Source organism: Pseudoxanthomonas sp. CF385 (assembly GCF_900104255.1).
Lineage (GTDB): Bacteria > Pseudomonadota > Gammaproteobacteria > Xanthomonadales > Xanthomonadaceae > Pseudoxanthomonas_A.
Genome location: NZ_FNKZ01000001.1, coordinates 1,529,969 through 1,543,705, shown reverse-complemented (window position 1 = coordinate 1,543,705; position 13,737 = coordinate 1,529,969). Strand labels below are relative to the sequence as shown.

Here is a 13,737-nt window from a genome sequence, read left to right as displayed (position 1 = left end):
ATGCGGGGCTTTTTCTTGCGCCACCGGGACAAGGTGCGCGCGCGCCCGATACTGGGCATGCTTGGATTCGACCCCTGGGGAGACGCGTCGATGAAAGTCGTCATCAACGGAGCCGGCATCGCGGGAACCGCGCTGGCCTACTGGCTGGGCAGGCTCGGCCACGACGTGACCCTGGTGGAGCGCGCGCCCGCACTGCGGACGGGCGGTTTCGTGGTCAACCTCTGGGGTATCGGCTACGACGCAGTGGAGTATATGGGCCTGCTGCCCACCCTGCTGGACATGCAACACACCGCCGACGAGTTGCGCATGGTGGACCGGGCCGGCCGCACGCGCGGCGGTTATCCGTCCAGCGTACTGCTGAAGCTCGCCCGGGGACGCATGGCCACGCTGGCGAGATCCGACATTGCCGCCACGATCTACGCGTCCCTCGATGGCCGCGTCGAAACCCGGTTCGACGACAGCGTCGCGGCCGTCGAGGACGACGGCACACGCGTGCAGGTCCACTTCGAACATGCGGCACCGCAGGAAGCAGATCTCGTGATCGGGGCCGACGGCCTGCATTCGCGTGTCCGCCACCACGTGTTCGGTCCCGACGCGCGGTTCGAGTACCCGATGGGCTGCCACGTCGCCTCGTTCGAAGTGGCCGGCTACCGGCCCCGCAACGGGAACGCCTACGTGGCGTATACGGCGCCCGGCCGGTACGTCGCGCGCTTTCCGATGCGCGACGATCGGATGCTCTTCTTCGTCCTGTTGCGGGACGAGCACCTCGCGGGCGGAGCGCCCAACGACCATGCAGGACGCAAGGCCACGTTGATCCGCGCGCTCGACGGCATCGGATGGGAATCCGACGCCATCGCCTCGGCCATCGCGCAGGCGGACGACATCTACTTCGACAGCATCAGCCAGATCCGCATGGACACCTGGTTCCGGGGCAACGTGGCGCTGATCGGCGATGCCGCGGCCTGCCCTTCCCTCATCGCAGGCGAGGGCGCGGGCTTCGCGCTGGCGGAAGCGTACGTGCTCGCCGGAGAACTGCACCGCCATGGCGACGATACGGGCGCCGCGTTGGCCGCTTACCAGGCACGACTGCATGCCGCCGTTGCGCGCAAACAGAAACTCGCAGAAAGCCTGGCAGCGTCGTTCGTCCCCAGAACGGCGCTGGGGGTGTGCCTGCGCGACTACACGACGCTGCTGATGCGGCTTCCCGTATTTCCCAAACTGCTGATGGGGCGCTACTTCCACGACGAAGCGACGTTGCCGGCATACGGCCTCTGACGCACGCGCTCAGCGCGCGACCGCCGCCAGCGCCACCGCATCCGCGCCCGCGGGAAACCGCAGTTGTCCCGTCGCATCATGGACCGCATCCCAGACCGCTTGCGCGACATCGGTTTCCTGGGTGAAGGCGCTGACGTCGGTGAGCTGCGCGAACACATCCTGCGCATAGCGCGCATAGGCCTCGGGTACCAGGCCGCGCATGCGCTCTTCGCCATTGGCCGCGAAGCGCGTGGTGGGTGCGTACCCCGGTTCGACCAGACGCACCGCCACGTCGAAGGCGCCCAGCTCGTGCGCGAGCGAGGCGGTGAAGCCTTCGATCGCCGTCTTGCTGGCGGTGTACGCCGCCACCAGCGGCATTGGCGCCAGCGTCGCGCTGGAGGTGACGTTGACGACGGTGCCGGCACGGCGCGCGCGGAACTGCGGGATCACCGCCTGCGTCATCGCCATCGTGCCGAAGGTGTTGGTCTCGAAGATCTCGCGCACCGTGGCCATCGGCGTGGCTTCGAACGCACCGAACAGGCCGAGCCCCGCATTGTTGACCAGCGCGTCCAGCGGACCGGCGGCGTCGAGCGCGGCGGCGATGCTGTCCGGGCGGGTGACGTCCAGCGCCAGCACGCTGAGGCGTTCGTCGTTCGGCAGCAGGTCGGCGCGCGGCGTGCGCATCGTGGCGATGACGCGCCAGCCCTGGGCGTGGAAGTGGCGGGCGGTCTGCAGGCCGTAGCCGGAGGAGCAGCCGGTGATGAGGACAGTCTTCATCGGGGATTCCGGGGTTGTTGATCGGGAGGCCACGATAGGCGAGCATCACCGGACGCTCCATTGCGATATGTCCACCTTTCTTCTCGGATCGTCCGGATGTCCGACCCCCTCTCCGATATCGTCCGCCTGCTCCGGCCCCACGCCGCTTTCTCCAAGGGCATCAGCGCCGCCGGGCGATGGGCCGTGCGCTACGCCACCTTCGGCGAACCCAGCTTCTGCATCGTCCAGGAGGGCCGGTGCGTACTGGCCGTCGACGGCGAGGAGGCGATCACCCTCGAGGCCGGCGATTTCGTGCTGCTGCCGGCGACCCCGGGCTTCCTGCTCTCGGATGGCCTGACCCGACTGCCCACTCACATCGATCCCGTCCGCGACCCGTCGCCCGACCGCGAGGTCCGCCACGGCCGCCAGGACGGTCCGCCGGAGGTGCGGTTGCTGGGCGGCTGGTTCCGCTTCGAGCCGCAGGAGCCGACGTTGCTCGCTTCGCTGCTGCCCACGCTGGTGCACGTGCGCGGCGTGCCGCGGCTGTCGCAGCTGGTAACCCTGTTGAGCGATGAGGCCGACCACGACTGGCCAGGTCGCGCCGTGGTGCTGTCGCGGCTGGTGGACCTGCTGTTGGTCGAATCCCTGCGCGCCACGCCGGGCGCGTCCGCGCCGCCCGGACTGCTGCGCGGGCTGGCCGACGTGCGCCTGGCCCCCTCGTTGCGCGACCTGCATGCACGCCCCGCGCATGCATGGACCGTCGACCAGTTGGCCGAGCGCGCCGCGCTCTCCCGCTCGGCTTACTTCGAGCGCTTCAGCCGTGCGCTGGGCGTGGCTCCGATGGGTTATCTGCTGGCGTGGCGGATGGCGCTCGCCCGCGAGCTGCTGCGCGAGGGCCGCGCCAGCGTGGCCGAAGCCGCCGAACAGGTGGGCTACCGCTCGGTGAGCACCTTCAGCATGGCCTTCCATCGCCATATCGGCCTGCCCCCGCGGCGTTACGCCCGCCAGCACGAAGCCACGCCCCGCGATGCGCGGCTATCATCGCCGCCATGACCGACCTGACCGCGCTCGCCCTCGATGCCCTGATCTTCATCGGCCTGGCCTGGACGGCCTGGCGCGTGCTGCAGCGCTCCATCCCCATCGCCGTCATCCCGATCATCATCGGCCTGCTGCTGGCGGCCACCGGCGTGCTGCCGGCCAGTTGGGGCGTGCCGTCGAAACTCGGCGACCAGATCGGCTTCCTCGGCGTGCTGCTGCTCGCCTTCACCGCCGGCCTGGAAACCCGCCAGTCCGCGCATCTGCCCAGTGCAGCGAATGCCGCGCCGCTGCCGCGTCCGCAGGCGCTGCGCTTCATCGCCAGCGCCGGCATGGCGCTGCTGCTGCCCTTCGTCGCCGGCACGCTGGCCGCGCATTACTACTTCACCGGCCTGCCCGGTTGGGAGGCGCCGAAGGGCGGCGCGTGGATGGGTTCGCTGGCGATCGGCCTGTGCATCGCGGTGAGCGCGTTGCCCGTGCTGATCGGCATCATCCGCGAGCTCGGCCCGCTGCACCGCCCACTCACCCAGATCGCCCTGCGCATCGCGGTGATCGATGACGCCGTGCTCTGGACAGGCCTCGCGCTGCTGCTGCTCGCGGCCGAAGGCGGCTCGTTGCTGGCCAGCGCCTCGCCGCTCACCGCAGTCGCGGTGGGCGTGCTCGTCGTCCTCGCCTTCGCCGGCCGGCTGGCGCAGCGCGCACAGGCGGCACCGCCGGCATGGGCGGTGTGGATCGCCTTGCCGGTGTTCCTCGTCGCCGGTGCCTGGGCCAGTTCGCAGCTCGGTCTGCATGCGTTGCTCGGCGCTTACTTCGGCGGCGCGATGGTGCCTTCCACGTGGTCGCGTCGCGTGCCGGTGGAACGCCTCGGCCAGTTCGCCCTGATTGGCATCGCGCCGCTGTTCTTCGGCCACAGCGGCCTGAAGATCGACGGCAGCGTGCTGGGCTGGGCCTCGCTGCAGGCCTCGCTGGCGCTGCTGGTGGTGGCGGTGGCCGCCAAGCTCGTCGCCGTGCTCGCCTGCCCGCCGTCGGCCACGCTGTCGCGTCGCGATGCGCTGGCGGTCGGCGCGCTCCTGCAATGCAAGGGCCTGATGGAAATCGTCGCGGCCACCATCCTGCGCGACAAGGGCCTGCTGTCCGAACACGCGTTCGCCGCGCTGGTCACCCTGGCCGTGCTGTCGACGCTGCTTACCGGCCCGTTCTTCCGTGCGCTGGTGAAGCGCCGGGTCACCGCCGACGCCCACGGCCGCCACGCCGTGTGATCGTGCCTACGCGTCCGGCTCACGCATCCAGTTCACGCATCCAAATAAGGACGCGTCGTCTCCGTCAGCCACGCCATGAAGGCCTGCACGCGCTGCGGCAAGTGGCGGCGGTGGGCGTACAGCAGCGTCACCGGCATCGGCTCGGCCGCGTATTGCGGCAGCACTTCCACGAGTAACCCCTGCTCCACCAGCGTGCGCAGGCCGGCGACCGGCGCCTGGATCAGCCCCAGTCCGGCGATGCAGGCCGCTTCGTAGGCGTCGGAGCTGTTCACCGTCAGCGCGCCTTCCATCGGCACGCTCGCGTAGCGCGCGCCGTCCCAGTATTCCCAGCCATCGGGTTTGCCGCCGAACTGGCTGGCGTAGTGGATCAGCCGATGCGTGTGCAGATCCTCCGGCGACTGCGGCACGCCGTGCCGCTCCAGGTAGCCGGGGCTGGCGCAGGTCACCACGCGCAACTGGCCGAGCGGCCGCGCGATCAGGCTGGTGTCGGCCAGCGTACCCACGCGCAGCACGCAGTCGAAGCCCTCGCGCACCACGTCCACGCGACGATCGGTGCAGCTCAGTTCCAGCGCCAGTTGCGGATGGTCGTGCAGGAACGCCGGCAGGTGCGGCAGCACGAAGTGCCGTGCGAAGCGCGCCGGCATGTCCACGCGCAGGCGTCCGCGCAATGCCTGCGGCGAGCGCGCGAACAGGTGCTGCACCTCGTCCATGTCCGCCAGCAGATCCTGGCAGCGCTCGTAGAAGGCCTGGCCGTCCTGGGTCAGCTGAACGCGCCGCGTGGTCCGGTGCAACAGCTGCGTGCCCAGCCAGGCTTCCAGCTGCTGCACGGCGGTGGAGACGCTGGCCTTGGGCAGGCCCAGGCTGTCGGCGGCGCGGGTGAAGCTGGCCATCTCGGCCACCCGGACGAAGGCCTGCATGGCGTCGAGGCGGTTCATGGAGGCTCCGACGATTGTTCGTCCTGGATGAACGGTCCAATCAGTCTAAGCGGATTTATCCAAAGAATCCCACCCAATACAGTGCCCTCACGGTGAATCCACCGCCTTCCCCGACTGGAGACCTGCCATGACCACGACCCCTTCCTCCCCCCTCACCCTGATCACCGGCGGCAGCCGCGGCCTGGGCCGCAACATGGCGCTGGCCGTCGCCCGCCAGGGCCACGACGTGCTGATCACCTACCGCAGCCAGCAGGCCGAAGCCGCGGCCGTCGTCGCCGAGATCGAAGCCCTCGGCCAGCGCGCCGCGGCACTGCCGCTGGATGTCGGCCAGAGCGACACCTTCGATATCTTCGCCGAGGGCGTGCGTGCGCAACTTGCCGTCTGGAACCGCGACCGCTTCGATCACCTCGTCAACAACGCCGGCATGGGCGTGCATGCGGGTTTCGCGGAAACGACGCGTGCGCAGTTCGATGCGCTGGTCGACGTGCACCTCAAGGGACCGTTCTTCCTGACCCAGGCCTTGTTGCCGCTGATCGCCGATGGCGGCCGCATCATCAACATCTCCTCGGGCCTGGCCCGCTTCGCCCTGCCCGGCTACGCCGCCTATGCGGCGATGAAGGGCGCGATGGAAGTGCTGACGCGCTACCAGGCCAAGGAACTGGGCGCGCGCGGCATCGCGGTCAATATCGTCGCGCCCGGCGCGATCGAAACCGACTTCGGCGGCGGCGCCGTGCGCGACAACGCGCAGCTCAACGCCTTCGTCGCCTCGCAGACCGCACTCGGCCGCGTGGGCGTGCCCGATGACATCGGCGGCGTGATCGCCTCACTGCTCTCGCCGGCCAACCGCTGGGTCAACGCGCAGCGCATCGAAGCGTCGGGCGGGATGTTCCTGTAAGCCGTTGTGTGTGGCCTTTCCCTCTCCCTGCGCCAGCGGGGAGAGGGTGCCGAAGGCGGGTGAGGGGCGAACGGAACCAGCGCGAACGGAACATCGCGATGATGTTTCCGCGTTCGGCGCTTGCCCCTCATCCGCCCTCCGGGCACCTTCTCCCCGCCGCGCGGGGAGAAGGCATCAGAAGGCGCTAGAACTCCACCTTCACCGACGGCGCACTGCGCTTGGCTTCGCCGTGGTAGACGGCTTCGATGTTGTTGCCGTCCGGGTCGATCACGAACGCGCCGTAGTAGCCGGGGTGGTAATCGCGCAGGCCCGGTGCGCCGTTGTCCTTGCCGCCGTGCGCGAGGGCGACTTCGTGGAAGCGGTCCACCATCGCGCGGTCCTGGGCCTGGAACGCGAGGTGGTGGCGGCCGGTGAGTTCACCCTGTGCCGCTTCGCTGTCGGCAGTGGAGACGAAGAGCTCGTCGGCCCAGAAATAATTCCCACCCTCGCCCGCCATCGGGATACCGAGCACGTCGAACACCGCCGCATAGAACGTGCGGCTGGCCTCCAGGTCGCGCACGACCAGTTGGATGTGGTCGATCAGGCGACCGCGATGCAGTTCATTCGTTTCCATGGCAGGACCTCCGGTGATGGTCGCGGCAGTATCCGCGGGCATTGTGGACAGCGAGTGTCCGCGATACGCCGTTAACGCGGCCTCGACAGCGCGTGAGGGAGTCTGGCGTTCCGCCCGCCATCGCCAGCGCGCCATGCCCGAGTCCATCTACGACGCCCTGCACGAAAGCCACGAAGCCCAGCGTTCGCTGTGCCGCCGCCTGCTGCGCTCCAAGCCCGGCACGCGCGAGCGCCTGGATCTGTTCACCGCCCTGCGCATCGAACTGGCCGCGCACGCCGCCGCCGAGGAGCGTTTCCTCTACGTGCCCATCCTGATGGACGACCGCGGCCTGAATTCTTCGCGCCACGCCCTGCACGAACACCACGAGATCGACGAACTGGTCGAAGACATCCAGGCCCTCGACCCGCGGCACGTCGCCTGGCTGAAGAAGGCGCGCGAACTGTCGGAGAAGGTGCACCACCATCTGCGCGAGGAAGAGAAGAAGTTCTTCCAGGTCTCCGGCCGCATCCTCGGCGCGACCAAGAAAGCGCAGCTCGCCCGCCAGTACCGCCGCGACTACGCGCGCATGCGCAAGGAACTGGAAGCGGAATAGCCCCGCGACGGTGACGGCGACACGCGGTAGGCTGCCGGCATGGATTCCCTGATCGCCGCCGCCGGCCGGGCCCTGACGTCCGGCGATGTCCTGGGCGCACTCAAGCACGTCGGCTGGCGCGACGATCCCGCGGCGTTGGCCTTGCGCGGCATCGCCATGGCGCAGCTCGGCGACTATCCGCGCGCGCGCGATCTGCTGCGTCGCGCCGCGCGCGGTTTCGGCCCGAAGGAACCGCTCGCCCGCGCACGCTGCGTGGTCGCCGAAGCGGAGGTCGCGCTCGCCCTGCGCGATTTCGGCACCGCGCCGCAGCGCCTGGACGAAGCCGCGCGGGCACTGGCCGTGCGTGGCGATCGTGCCAACGCGCGGCATGCGCAGCTCATCGCCCTGCGCCGGCATCTGCTGCTGGGCCGCCTGGACGCCGCGCGCGCCGCGGTGGATGCGCTGGATCTCGAAGGCGCGCCCGCCGCGCACCATGCCTTGGCCGGGCTCGCGGCGGCGGAGCTGGCGATGCGCTCGCTGCGCACGCGTGAGGCGCGCCTGGCGCTGCAACGCGCGCAGGCCGCCGCGGCGCAGGCCCGCATTCCGGCGCTGACGGCCGAGATCGCACAGCTCGAATCCCTGCTGCAGCGCCCTGCCGCGCGCATCCTGCATGCCGGTCACGAACAGCCGGTCACGCTGGACGAGGTGGAAGCCCTGCTTGCCTCCGGCGCGCTGGTCGTCGACGCCGTGCGCCATGCGGTGCGCGATGCCACCGGCGTGGCGTCGCTCGCGCGACGGCCGGTGCTGTTCGCACTGCTGCGGGCGCTCGCCCTCGGCTGGCCGGGCGATGTCGAGCGCACGGCGCTGATCGCGCGCGTCTTCCGCACGCGCGATCCGGACGAGACGCACCGCGCCCGACTGCGCGTGGAAATCGGCCGGCTGCGGCGCCTGTTGTCCCCCTTCGCCGAGGTCAGCGCCACCGCGCAGGGGTTCCGGCTGTCGCCGCATGGCCAGCGCGGCGTCGTGGTGCTGGCGCCACCCGTCGAAGGCGAACAAGGCGCATTGCGCGGCTTGCTGGCCGACGGCATGGCGTGGTCCACCTCCGCGCTTGCGCTGGCCACCGGCGACAGCCAGCGCTCGGTGCAGCGCGCACTCGCGCTCATGGAAGCCGCCGGCCAGGTCCGCGCGATCGGCCGCGCCCGCGCGCAGCGCTGGGTCGCGCCGCCGCTGGCGGAATTCACGACGATCTTGTTACTCCCCGCCGCGCCTTCGCCTGCGTAGATTGGCCCCCATCCCCGCGCACCGGAGCACGCCATGAACGACACCCCGCACCACGGCACCGCCGTCAGCACCGCCGAGATCGCCCGCGAATACGGCCCGTTCGAGACCAGCAGCGGCATCGCGGGCGTGACTCACGACGGCACCCACGTCTGGGCCGCCACCGGCGAGCGGCTGATCGCGATCGACCCGGACAGCGGCGACATCGCCCGCAGCCTGCCGCGTCCGGCCGACGCCGGCACCGCGTTCGACGGCACCCATCTTTACCAGCTTGCGGAGGCGCGCATCGACAAGATCGATCCCGCCACCGGCGCCGTGGTCGCTTCGATTCCCGCGCCCGGCCAAGGCGGCGATTCGGGCATGGCCTGGGCCGACGGCAGCCTGTGGGTCGGCCAGTACCGCGAACGCCGCATCGTGCAGATCGATCCCGCCACGGGCGCGGTGTTGCGCACGATCGAATCCGACCGTTTCGTCACCGGCGTCAGCTGGGTCGACGGCGAACTCTGGCACGGCACCTGGGAAGGCGACGACTGCGATCTTCGCCACATCGATCCGCAGGACGGCCGTGTGCTGGAACGCCTGGACATGCCGGCCGGCATCCACGTCAGCGGTCTCGAATCCGACGGCGCCGGCCTCTTCTACTGCGGCGGTGGCCGCAGCGGCCTGGTCCGCGCCGTGCGCCGTCCCGCGCGCACCGGCTGATCGCCCGCCGCTCGCGCGGCCCCTGTTTCTTCTGCATTCCCGGTGCCCCACGGCATCGGTACGGGCGACGCCTGCCTGTGTTGCCCGCCTTTCCCAACGACCCGGAGTCCACGATGAACATGCTTGCCCATGACGCACCCGCCCTCGTGTCCCACGACGCGTGGCGCACGGCCCGCCTCGCCCTGCTCACGCGCGAGAAGGAACTCACCCGCCTGCACGATGCGATCGCACGCGAGCGCCGCGCCCTGCCCTGGGTGCCGGTCGAGACGCCGTACACCTTCGACACACCGCAAGGCACGCGCACGCTGGCAGAGCTGTTCGACGGCCGTCGCCAGTTGATGGTCCAGCACTTCATGTTCGCGCCCGGGTGGGAACAGGGCTGCAAGAGCTGCTCCTTCATGGCCGACCACCATGCCGGCGCGCTCACCCACCTCGCCCAGCGCGACCTCACCCTGATCGCCGTGTCGCGCGCACCGCTGGCGGATATCGAGGCGTTCCGCCGCCGCATGGGCTGGACCTTCCCGTGGGTGTCCTCGCAGGGCACCTCGTTCAACCACGACTTCGGCGTCAACTTCACCCAGGAGGAGATGTCGCGCGGCGCAGTGGACTACAACTACGTGCGCCAGCCGTTCCCGCACGAGGAAGCGCCCGGCATCAGCGTGTTCGTGCGCGACGACGCCGGCCAGGTCTTCCATACCTACTCGCGCTACGGCCGTGGCGTCGAAACGATGATGCATACCTACGCGCTGCTGGACCTCACCCCGCGCGGCCGCGACGAAGACGAAGAGGACTACCCGATGGCGTGGGTGCGCCACCACGACCGCTACGACACCTCGCCGGTCGCCACGCCGGGCGGCTGTTGCGCGACCAAGCCCTGAGGCCCGCCGTCATGCCGCTGCCCGATGCGGCGTGGCCGTGGCTCGCCGTCGCCGGCCTTGGTGCGCTGCATGGCCTGAACCCGGCGAACGGCTGGCTATTCGCCGCATCACGGGCCACACGCAGCGGCGATGCGCGCGAAACACGACGCGCACTGCTGCCGATTGCCGTGGGCCACGCGGTGTCGGTGATCCTGGTCGTGGCGCTGGTAATGCAGGGTGTCGGGCGGGCGCCTCAGCACATCTACGTTGTGGCGGGCGGAGGGCTGCTCGCGCTGGCCGCATGGCGATGCCTGCGACGGCCGCGTTCATCGATCACGTATCGATCGCATGCAAGCCTGGCCGCATGGTCATGCCTGATGGGCACCGCGCACGGCAGCGGCCTGATGCTGGTGCCCGCGCTGCTGCCGCTGTGCATGACGAACGGACCCGCCGGTGCGATCACTGCGACCGGCTCGTTCGCGTTGATGCTGGCGGCCGTGGCGCTGCATCTGCTGGCGATGCTCGCCACCACCCAGCTCATCGCCCGCGGTGTCTTCCGCGGGGTCCGCCATCGCGCCTTTCCGACGGATGCCGCATGGACGCCGCTGTTCGCGCTGACGGGCGTGGCATTGATCGTGCTGCGCTGAAAACGCTACGCGTTCTTTACGCCGACGCGGGCGCGACGGCATGGCGGCTTTACGCCATCGCGACCTATCGTGGCCACACCGCACACCTCGTGCGCCACACCGCGATCCATGTCCATCCTGATCCTGCGCGGCCCGCATGCCGCGCTTACCGACACTCCCTTCCTCGACCGCCCGCTGCGTGAGCGTGCGAGCGCCGCCGGCCAGTCGCTGCACTGTCGCGCCTTCGCCAGCGTCCTTGATCTGGTGGCCGGCCTGCGCCGCGCGCGCCGCGAACGCGCCGACCTGCTGCTGCTCGATGTCGGTGAGCTGGCGATTCACGATGCATCCCAGACCCACGCCGTGCGCGACGCGCTCGACGGCCTGCCCTCGCCCTACATCGAAGTACACGACGATGCCGCGCACGCACTGGAACCGCGCGTGCAGCCCCAACACGCACCGCTGGTCACCGTGATCCTGCGCGACGACCTGCCGCGCGCCTATGCGATGGCGCTGGACATCGCGCTGCGCCGCCTGCGTCCCTCTGCCGCGGCGGAGACCGTCCATGCCTGAGCCGGAGCCCCTCATGTCCATCCTCGTCATCCGCGGCCCTGAGCGCCACGACGCGTTCACCACGCCGCCGTCGCCGTTGCCGCCCTCGGTGCTCGGTGCGCTGGTGCAGCGCGCCGGCTGCGCCGGGCAGACCCTGGCCGTGCGCAGCTGCGGCTCCACCACCGAAGTGCTGACCGCGCTGCGCCTGGCCAACGCATGGGGCGTGCGCGCCACCCTGCTGGACCCGGGCGCGCTCACCGATCACCCGCTGCTGCAGCGCGCCGTGCAGGGCCTCAGCCATCCTTATGTGGAAGTGCACGACGACCCCGGTGAGCACGCCGCGCTGCCCGCCGCCACCGGCCACCGCCTGGCCGTGGTCGAGGGCTACGGCGCGCGCAGCTACGCGCTGGCGCTGGAGATCGCTCTGGAAAAGCTCGGCTGCAGCGAATGCGAATGCGATGTGCACGTCGGCACCTGAGGACGCCACCGCGCACCCCTATTTCGCCGACTACGAGGTCTACGACGGCGGGCATTGCATCGCCTGGGGCCAGGTGACGCTGTCGAGCACGCCGGATACCGCCATGCAGGCGGCGCGCGCGTGCGCGGCCGACCAGCAGGACGTCGACGTCGGTGCGATCCGCCTGCGCGCCCTCAACCGCCTGTGATCGCCCGCGCGGCGGCGTGTCACCGAACCGTCATCCGCGCCGCGTACCTTGCCGCCCTTTCCGATGGGGCGGGACAGGACCTTGGCCGAACACGCGATCCGCGCGCTCACGCGCGTGTTCACCGACCAGGCGCCCGCGCTGCGTGGCTTCTTCGCCCGCCGCGGCGCCAACGACGAAGCCGAAGACCTCGTCCAGGAAACCTACCTGCGCCTGCTGCGCGCGCACCAGGGCCAGGGCGAGCAGATCGTCAATCCCGAGGCCTACCTCTTCACCGTCGCGCTGAACCTCGCCCGCGAACAGGCCGCGCGCCGGCAACGGACGCCCGTCCCGATGGAAGACGTCGAACAGATCGCCGCCCTGGTCACCCATGCGGAAGGCGTGGAAGACGCCACCGAGCGCGCGCAGCGCCGCCAGCACATGCAGGCCCTGCTCGCCAGCCTGCCGGCCCGCACGCGCGCTGTGCTGGTCATGCAGTACCGCGACGGCCTGACCTACCGCCAGATCGGCGAACGCCTGGGCGTGTCGCCGCACATGGTGAAGAAGCACGTGGTCCGCGGCCTGGCCGTATGCCGTCGTGCGATGGGAGCGGCGTGATGGGTACGTCCCTGTTCCCGCCCGGTGCGGCCGCGACCGCCACCCGCGAAGCCGCCTACTGGCACGTGATGCAGCGCGAAGGCGCGCTGAGCCCCGCCGACCAGCAGCGTTTCATGGACTGGCTGGTGGCCTCGCCCGTGCACCTGCGCGAATACCTGGCCATCGCCAGCGTCGCCGCCGAGATCGGCGATGCCGTGCGCGCGTTGCCAGCGGATGCGGCCGACCCGGAAGACCGCGGCAACGTGGTGGCGCTCCCCCTGCGGCCCGCGCGCGCACCGGTGGCACGCACGACGCCCCGCCGCCTGCCGCGCGTCGCCGCCGCCGCGGCGGTGCTGCTGGGCATCGGCGTGGCCGTGCACGCGGCACTGCCCAGCACGCGCCACTACGTCGCCCTGCAGGGCGCACCGCGCATGGTCACGCTGGAAGACGGCACGGTGATGCACCTCAATGCCGAGAGCGAAGTCACCGCGACGGTCGGCCTGCTGCGCCGGCGCGTGGACCTGGCGCAAGGCCAGGCGAGTTTCGTCGTCGCCGAGGATCGCCGTCCTTTCAGCGTGCACGCCGCGGGTCTGGAGGTGCGCGACATCGGCACCACCTTCGACGTGTCGTTGCAACGCGACCAGGCCCGCTTCGGCGTCGCCGAAGGGCGCATCCACGTGGTCGACCGCGCGGGCAAGGGTCGCCTGCTCGCCGACCTGGCGGCCGGACAGTCCGCGCGCGTGGCCTACGCCGACCACCAGGTGAGTGTCGTGCAGGAAGATGTCGAGGCCATGACGGCCTGGTGGCAGCGGCGCGTCGTGTTCCGCGACGAACCGCTGCGCGACATCGCCGACCGCTTCAACCGCATGAACGCCGTGCGGCTGCGCGTGGACGACAGCGAAGCCGGCGCGTTGCGCCTGACCGGCAACCTGCGCGCGGACGACGTGGCCTCGCTGCGCGCCTTCCTCGACGAACAGCCTGCGCTCGCCATCAGCGCCGACGCGCACGAGATCCGCGTGCGTTCGCGCCACGCGCCGGTGCACGGCCCGTGGTGATCCGGGCGCTGTAAGAAAAAATTCACGGGGAAACCGGTGCCCGATCGTCGCCGTGCGCCCTCGTAGTCAGGGTGCGCGCGAGTGATCGCACGCCACCACCCCACACCACCGGAT

17 protein-coding genes are annotated in these 13,737 nt (G+C 70.5%); 14 read left to right on the top strand and 3 right to left on the bottom strand.

Annotated features, from left to right (window positions below):
- The first annotated feature begins 90 nt into the window (after positions 1-90).
- Positions 91-1,275, top strand: coding sequence for an FAD-binding domain (locus BLT45_RS07045; RefSeq protein WP_093296808.1), 1,185 nt, complete (start codon positions 91-93; stop codon positions 1,273-1,275).
- Between the two features lie 9 nt (positions 1,276-1,284).
- Here BLT45_RS07045 and BLT45_RS07040 read toward each other — a convergent pair whose 3' ends face one another.
- Positions 1,285-2,031, bottom strand: a complete 747-nt coding sequence (locus BLT45_RS07040) for an SDR family oxidoreductase (protein WP_093296806.1) — start codon at positions 2,029-2,031, stop codon at positions 1,285-1,287.
- Between the two features lie 96 nt (positions 2,032-2,127).
- Here BLT45_RS07040 and BLT45_RS07035 point away from each other — a divergent pair, with 96 nt between their 5' ends.
- Positions 2,128-3,063 carry an AraC family transcriptional regulator gene (locus tag BLT45_RS07035; RefSeq protein WP_093296804.1) on the top strand — a complete coding sequence of 312 codons (936 nt, stop codon included), beginning with the start codon at positions 2,128-2,130 and terminating at the stop codon, positions 3,061-3,063.
- Positions 3,060-4,304 (top strand): cation:proton antiporter, encoded by a 1,245-nt coding sequence (locus BLT45_RS07030; protein WP_093296802.1) that lies wholly within the window; start codon positions 3,060-3,062, stop codon positions 4,302-4,304. Before BLT45_RS07035 ends, BLT45_RS07030 begins: the two co-directional genes overlap by 4 nt.
- A gap of 32 nt (positions 4,305-4,336) precedes the next feature.
- Here BLT45_RS07030 and BLT45_RS07025 read toward each other — a convergent pair whose 3' ends face one another.
- On the bottom strand, positions 4,337-5,239 hold the full coding sequence (locus tag BLT45_RS07025) for a LysR family transcriptional regulator (protein WP_093296800.1): 903 nt from the start codon (positions 5,237-5,239) through the stop codon (positions 4,337-4,339).
- A gap of 127 nt (positions 5,240-5,366) precedes the next feature.
- Here BLT45_RS07025 and BLT45_RS07020 point away from each other — a divergent pair, with 127 nt between their 5' ends.
- Positions 5,367-6,134 (top strand): SDR family NAD(P)-dependent oxidoreductase, encoded by a 768-nt coding sequence (locus BLT45_RS07020; RefSeq protein WP_093296798.1) that lies wholly within the window; start codon positions 5,367-5,369, stop codon positions 6,132-6,134.
- 184 nt (positions 6,135-6,318) lie between these two features.
- Here the strand turns inward: BLT45_RS07020 and BLT45_RS07015 are convergent, their stop codons facing one another.
- Entirely contained in the window at positions 6,319-6,747 is a 429-nt protein-coding gene (locus tag BLT45_RS07015) for a VOC family protein (RefSeq protein WP_093296796.1), read from the bottom strand.
- A 133-nt stretch (positions 6,748-6,880) separates the two neighbouring features.
- Here BLT45_RS07015 and BLT45_RS07010 point away from each other — a divergent pair, with 133 nt between their 5' ends.
- The 10 genes from BLT45_RS07010 to BLT45_RS06965 all read left to right on the top strand — a co-directional run bounded on the left by BLT45_RS07010 (position 6,881) and on the right by BLT45_RS06965 (position 13,623).
- Positions 6,881-7,339, top strand: coding sequence for a hemerythrin domain-containing protein (locus BLT45_RS07010; protein ID WP_093296794.1), 459 nt, complete (start codon positions 6,881-6,883; stop codon positions 7,337-7,339).
- Positions 7,340-7,378: 39 nt separating this feature from the next.
- Entirely contained in the window at positions 7,379-8,599 is a 1,221-nt protein-coding gene (locus tag BLT45_RS07005; RefSeq protein ID WP_093296792.1) for a helix-turn-helix domain-containing protein, read from the top strand.
- 33 nt (positions 8,600-8,632) lie between these two features.
- Entirely contained in the window at positions 8,633-9,298 is a 666-nt protein-coding gene (locus BLT45_RS07000) for an NHL repeat-containing protein (protein WP_093296790.1), read from the top strand.
- A 113-nt stretch (positions 9,299-9,411) separates the two neighbouring features.
- Positions 9,412-10,176 carry a DUF899 domain-containing protein gene (locus BLT45_RS06995; protein ID WP_093296788.1) on the top strand — a complete coding sequence of 255 codons (765 nt, stop codon included), beginning with the start codon at positions 9,412-9,414 and terminating at the stop codon, positions 10,174-10,176.
- An 11-nt stretch (positions 10,177-10,187) separates the two neighbouring features.
- Positions 10,188-10,802, top strand: coding sequence for a hypothetical protein (locus tag BLT45_RS06990; protein ID WP_093296786.1), 615 nt, complete (start codon positions 10,188-10,190; stop codon positions 10,800-10,802).
- 108 nt (positions 10,803-10,910) lie between these two features.
- Positions 10,911-11,351, top strand: a complete 441-nt coding sequence (locus BLT45_RS06985) for a hypothetical protein (protein ID WP_093296784.1) — start codon at positions 10,911-10,913, stop codon at positions 11,349-11,351.
- A gap of 13 nt (positions 11,352-11,364) precedes the next feature.
- A complete protein-coding gene (locus tag BLT45_RS06980; RefSeq protein ID WP_093296781.1) occupies positions 11,365-11,808 on the top strand; it encodes a hypothetical protein in 444 nt (147 codons plus the stop codon).
- Positions 11,789-11,995 carry a hypothetical protein gene (locus BLT45_RS06975; protein ID WP_093296779.1) on the top strand — a complete coding sequence of 69 codons (207 nt, stop codon included), beginning with the start codon at positions 11,789-11,791 and terminating at the stop codon, positions 11,993-11,995. The genes BLT45_RS06980 and BLT45_RS06975 overlap by 20 nt, the downstream gene beginning before the upstream one ends.
- Positions 11,996-12,076: 81 nt before the next feature.
- The gene (locus BLT45_RS06970; protein WP_093296777.1) at positions 12,077-12,589 is read left to right on the top strand and encodes an RNA polymerase sigma factor; all 513 of its coding nucleotides are present in this window, start codon (positions 12,077-12,079) and stop codon (positions 12,587-12,589) included.
- The gene (locus tag BLT45_RS06965; protein WP_093296775.1) at positions 12,589-13,623 is read left to right on the top strand and encodes a FecR family protein; all 1,035 of its coding nucleotides are present in this window, start codon (positions 12,589-12,591) and stop codon (positions 13,621-13,623) included. Before BLT45_RS06970 ends, BLT45_RS06965 begins: the two co-directional genes overlap by 1 nt.
- Positions 13,624-13,737 lie beyond the last annotated feature (114 nt).

What these genes read in the sequence shown, in the direction of transcription:
- BLT45_RS07000 (WP_093296790.1), top strand. Translation starts at nt 8,633, where the DNA reads ATGAACGACACCCCGCACCACGGCACCGCCGTCAGCACCGCCGAGATC.
- BLT45_RS07010 (WP_093296794.1), top strand. Translation starts at nt 6,881, where the DNA reads ATGCCCGAGTCCATCTACGACGCCCTGCACGAAAGCCACGAAGCCCAG.
- BLT45_RS07005 (WP_093296792.1), top strand. Translation starts at nt 7,379, where the DNA reads ATGGATTCCCTGATCGCCGCCGCCGGCCGGGCCCTGACGTCCGGCGAT.
- BLT45_RS07035 (WP_093296804.1), top strand. Translation starts at nt 2,128, where the DNA reads ATGTCCGACCCCCTCTCCGATATCGTCCGCCTGCTCCGGCCCCACGCC.
- BLT45_RS07015 (WP_093296796.1), bottom strand. Translation starts at nt 6,747, where the DNA reads ATGGAAACGAATGAACTGCATCGCGGTCGCCTGATCGACCACATCCAA.
- BLT45_RS06980 (WP_093296781.1), top strand. Translation starts at nt 11,365, where the DNA reads ATGTCCATCCTCGTCATCCGCGGCCCTGAGCGCCACGACGCGTTCACC.
- BLT45_RS07020 (WP_093296798.1), top strand. Translation starts at nt 5,367, where the DNA reads ATGACCACGACCCCTTCCTCCCCCCTCACCCTGATCACCGGCGGCAGC.
- BLT45_RS07040 (WP_093296806.1), bottom strand. Translation starts at nt 2,031, where the DNA reads ATGAAGACTGTCCTCATCACCGGCTGCTCCTCCGGCTACGGCCTGCAG.
- BLT45_RS07030 (WP_093296802.1), top strand. Translation starts at nt 3,060, where the DNA reads ATGACCGACCTGACCGCGCTCGCCCTCGATGCCCTGATCTTCATCGGC.
- BLT45_RS07045 (WP_093296808.1), top strand. Translation starts at nt 91, where the DNA reads ATGAAAGTCGTCATCAACGGAGCCGGCATCGCGGGAACCGCGCTGGCC.
- BLT45_RS06990 (WP_093296786.1), top strand. Translation starts at nt 10,188, where the DNA reads ATGCCGCTGCCCGATGCGGCGTGGCCGTGGCTCGCCGTCGCCGGCCTT.
- BLT45_RS06985 (WP_093296784.1), top strand. Translation starts at nt 10,911, where the DNA reads ATGTCCATCCTGATCCTGCGCGGCCCGCATGCCGCGCTTACCGACACT.
- BLT45_RS06975 (WP_093296779.1), top strand. Translation starts at nt 11,789, where the DNA reads ATGTGCACGTCGGCACCTGAGGACGCCACCGCGCACCCCTATTTCGCC.
- BLT45_RS06995 (WP_093296788.1), top strand. Translation starts at nt 9,412, where the DNA reads ATGAACATGCTTGCCCATGACGCACCCGCCCTCGTGTCCCACGACGCG.
- BLT45_RS06965 (WP_093296775.1), top strand. Translation starts at nt 12,589, where the DNA reads ATGGGTACGTCCCTGTTCCCGCCCGGTGCGGCCGCGACCGCCACCCGC.
- BLT45_RS07025 (WP_093296800.1), bottom strand. Translation starts at nt 5,239, where the DNA reads ATGAACCGCCTCGACGCCATGCAGGCCTTCGTCCGGGTGGCCGAGATG.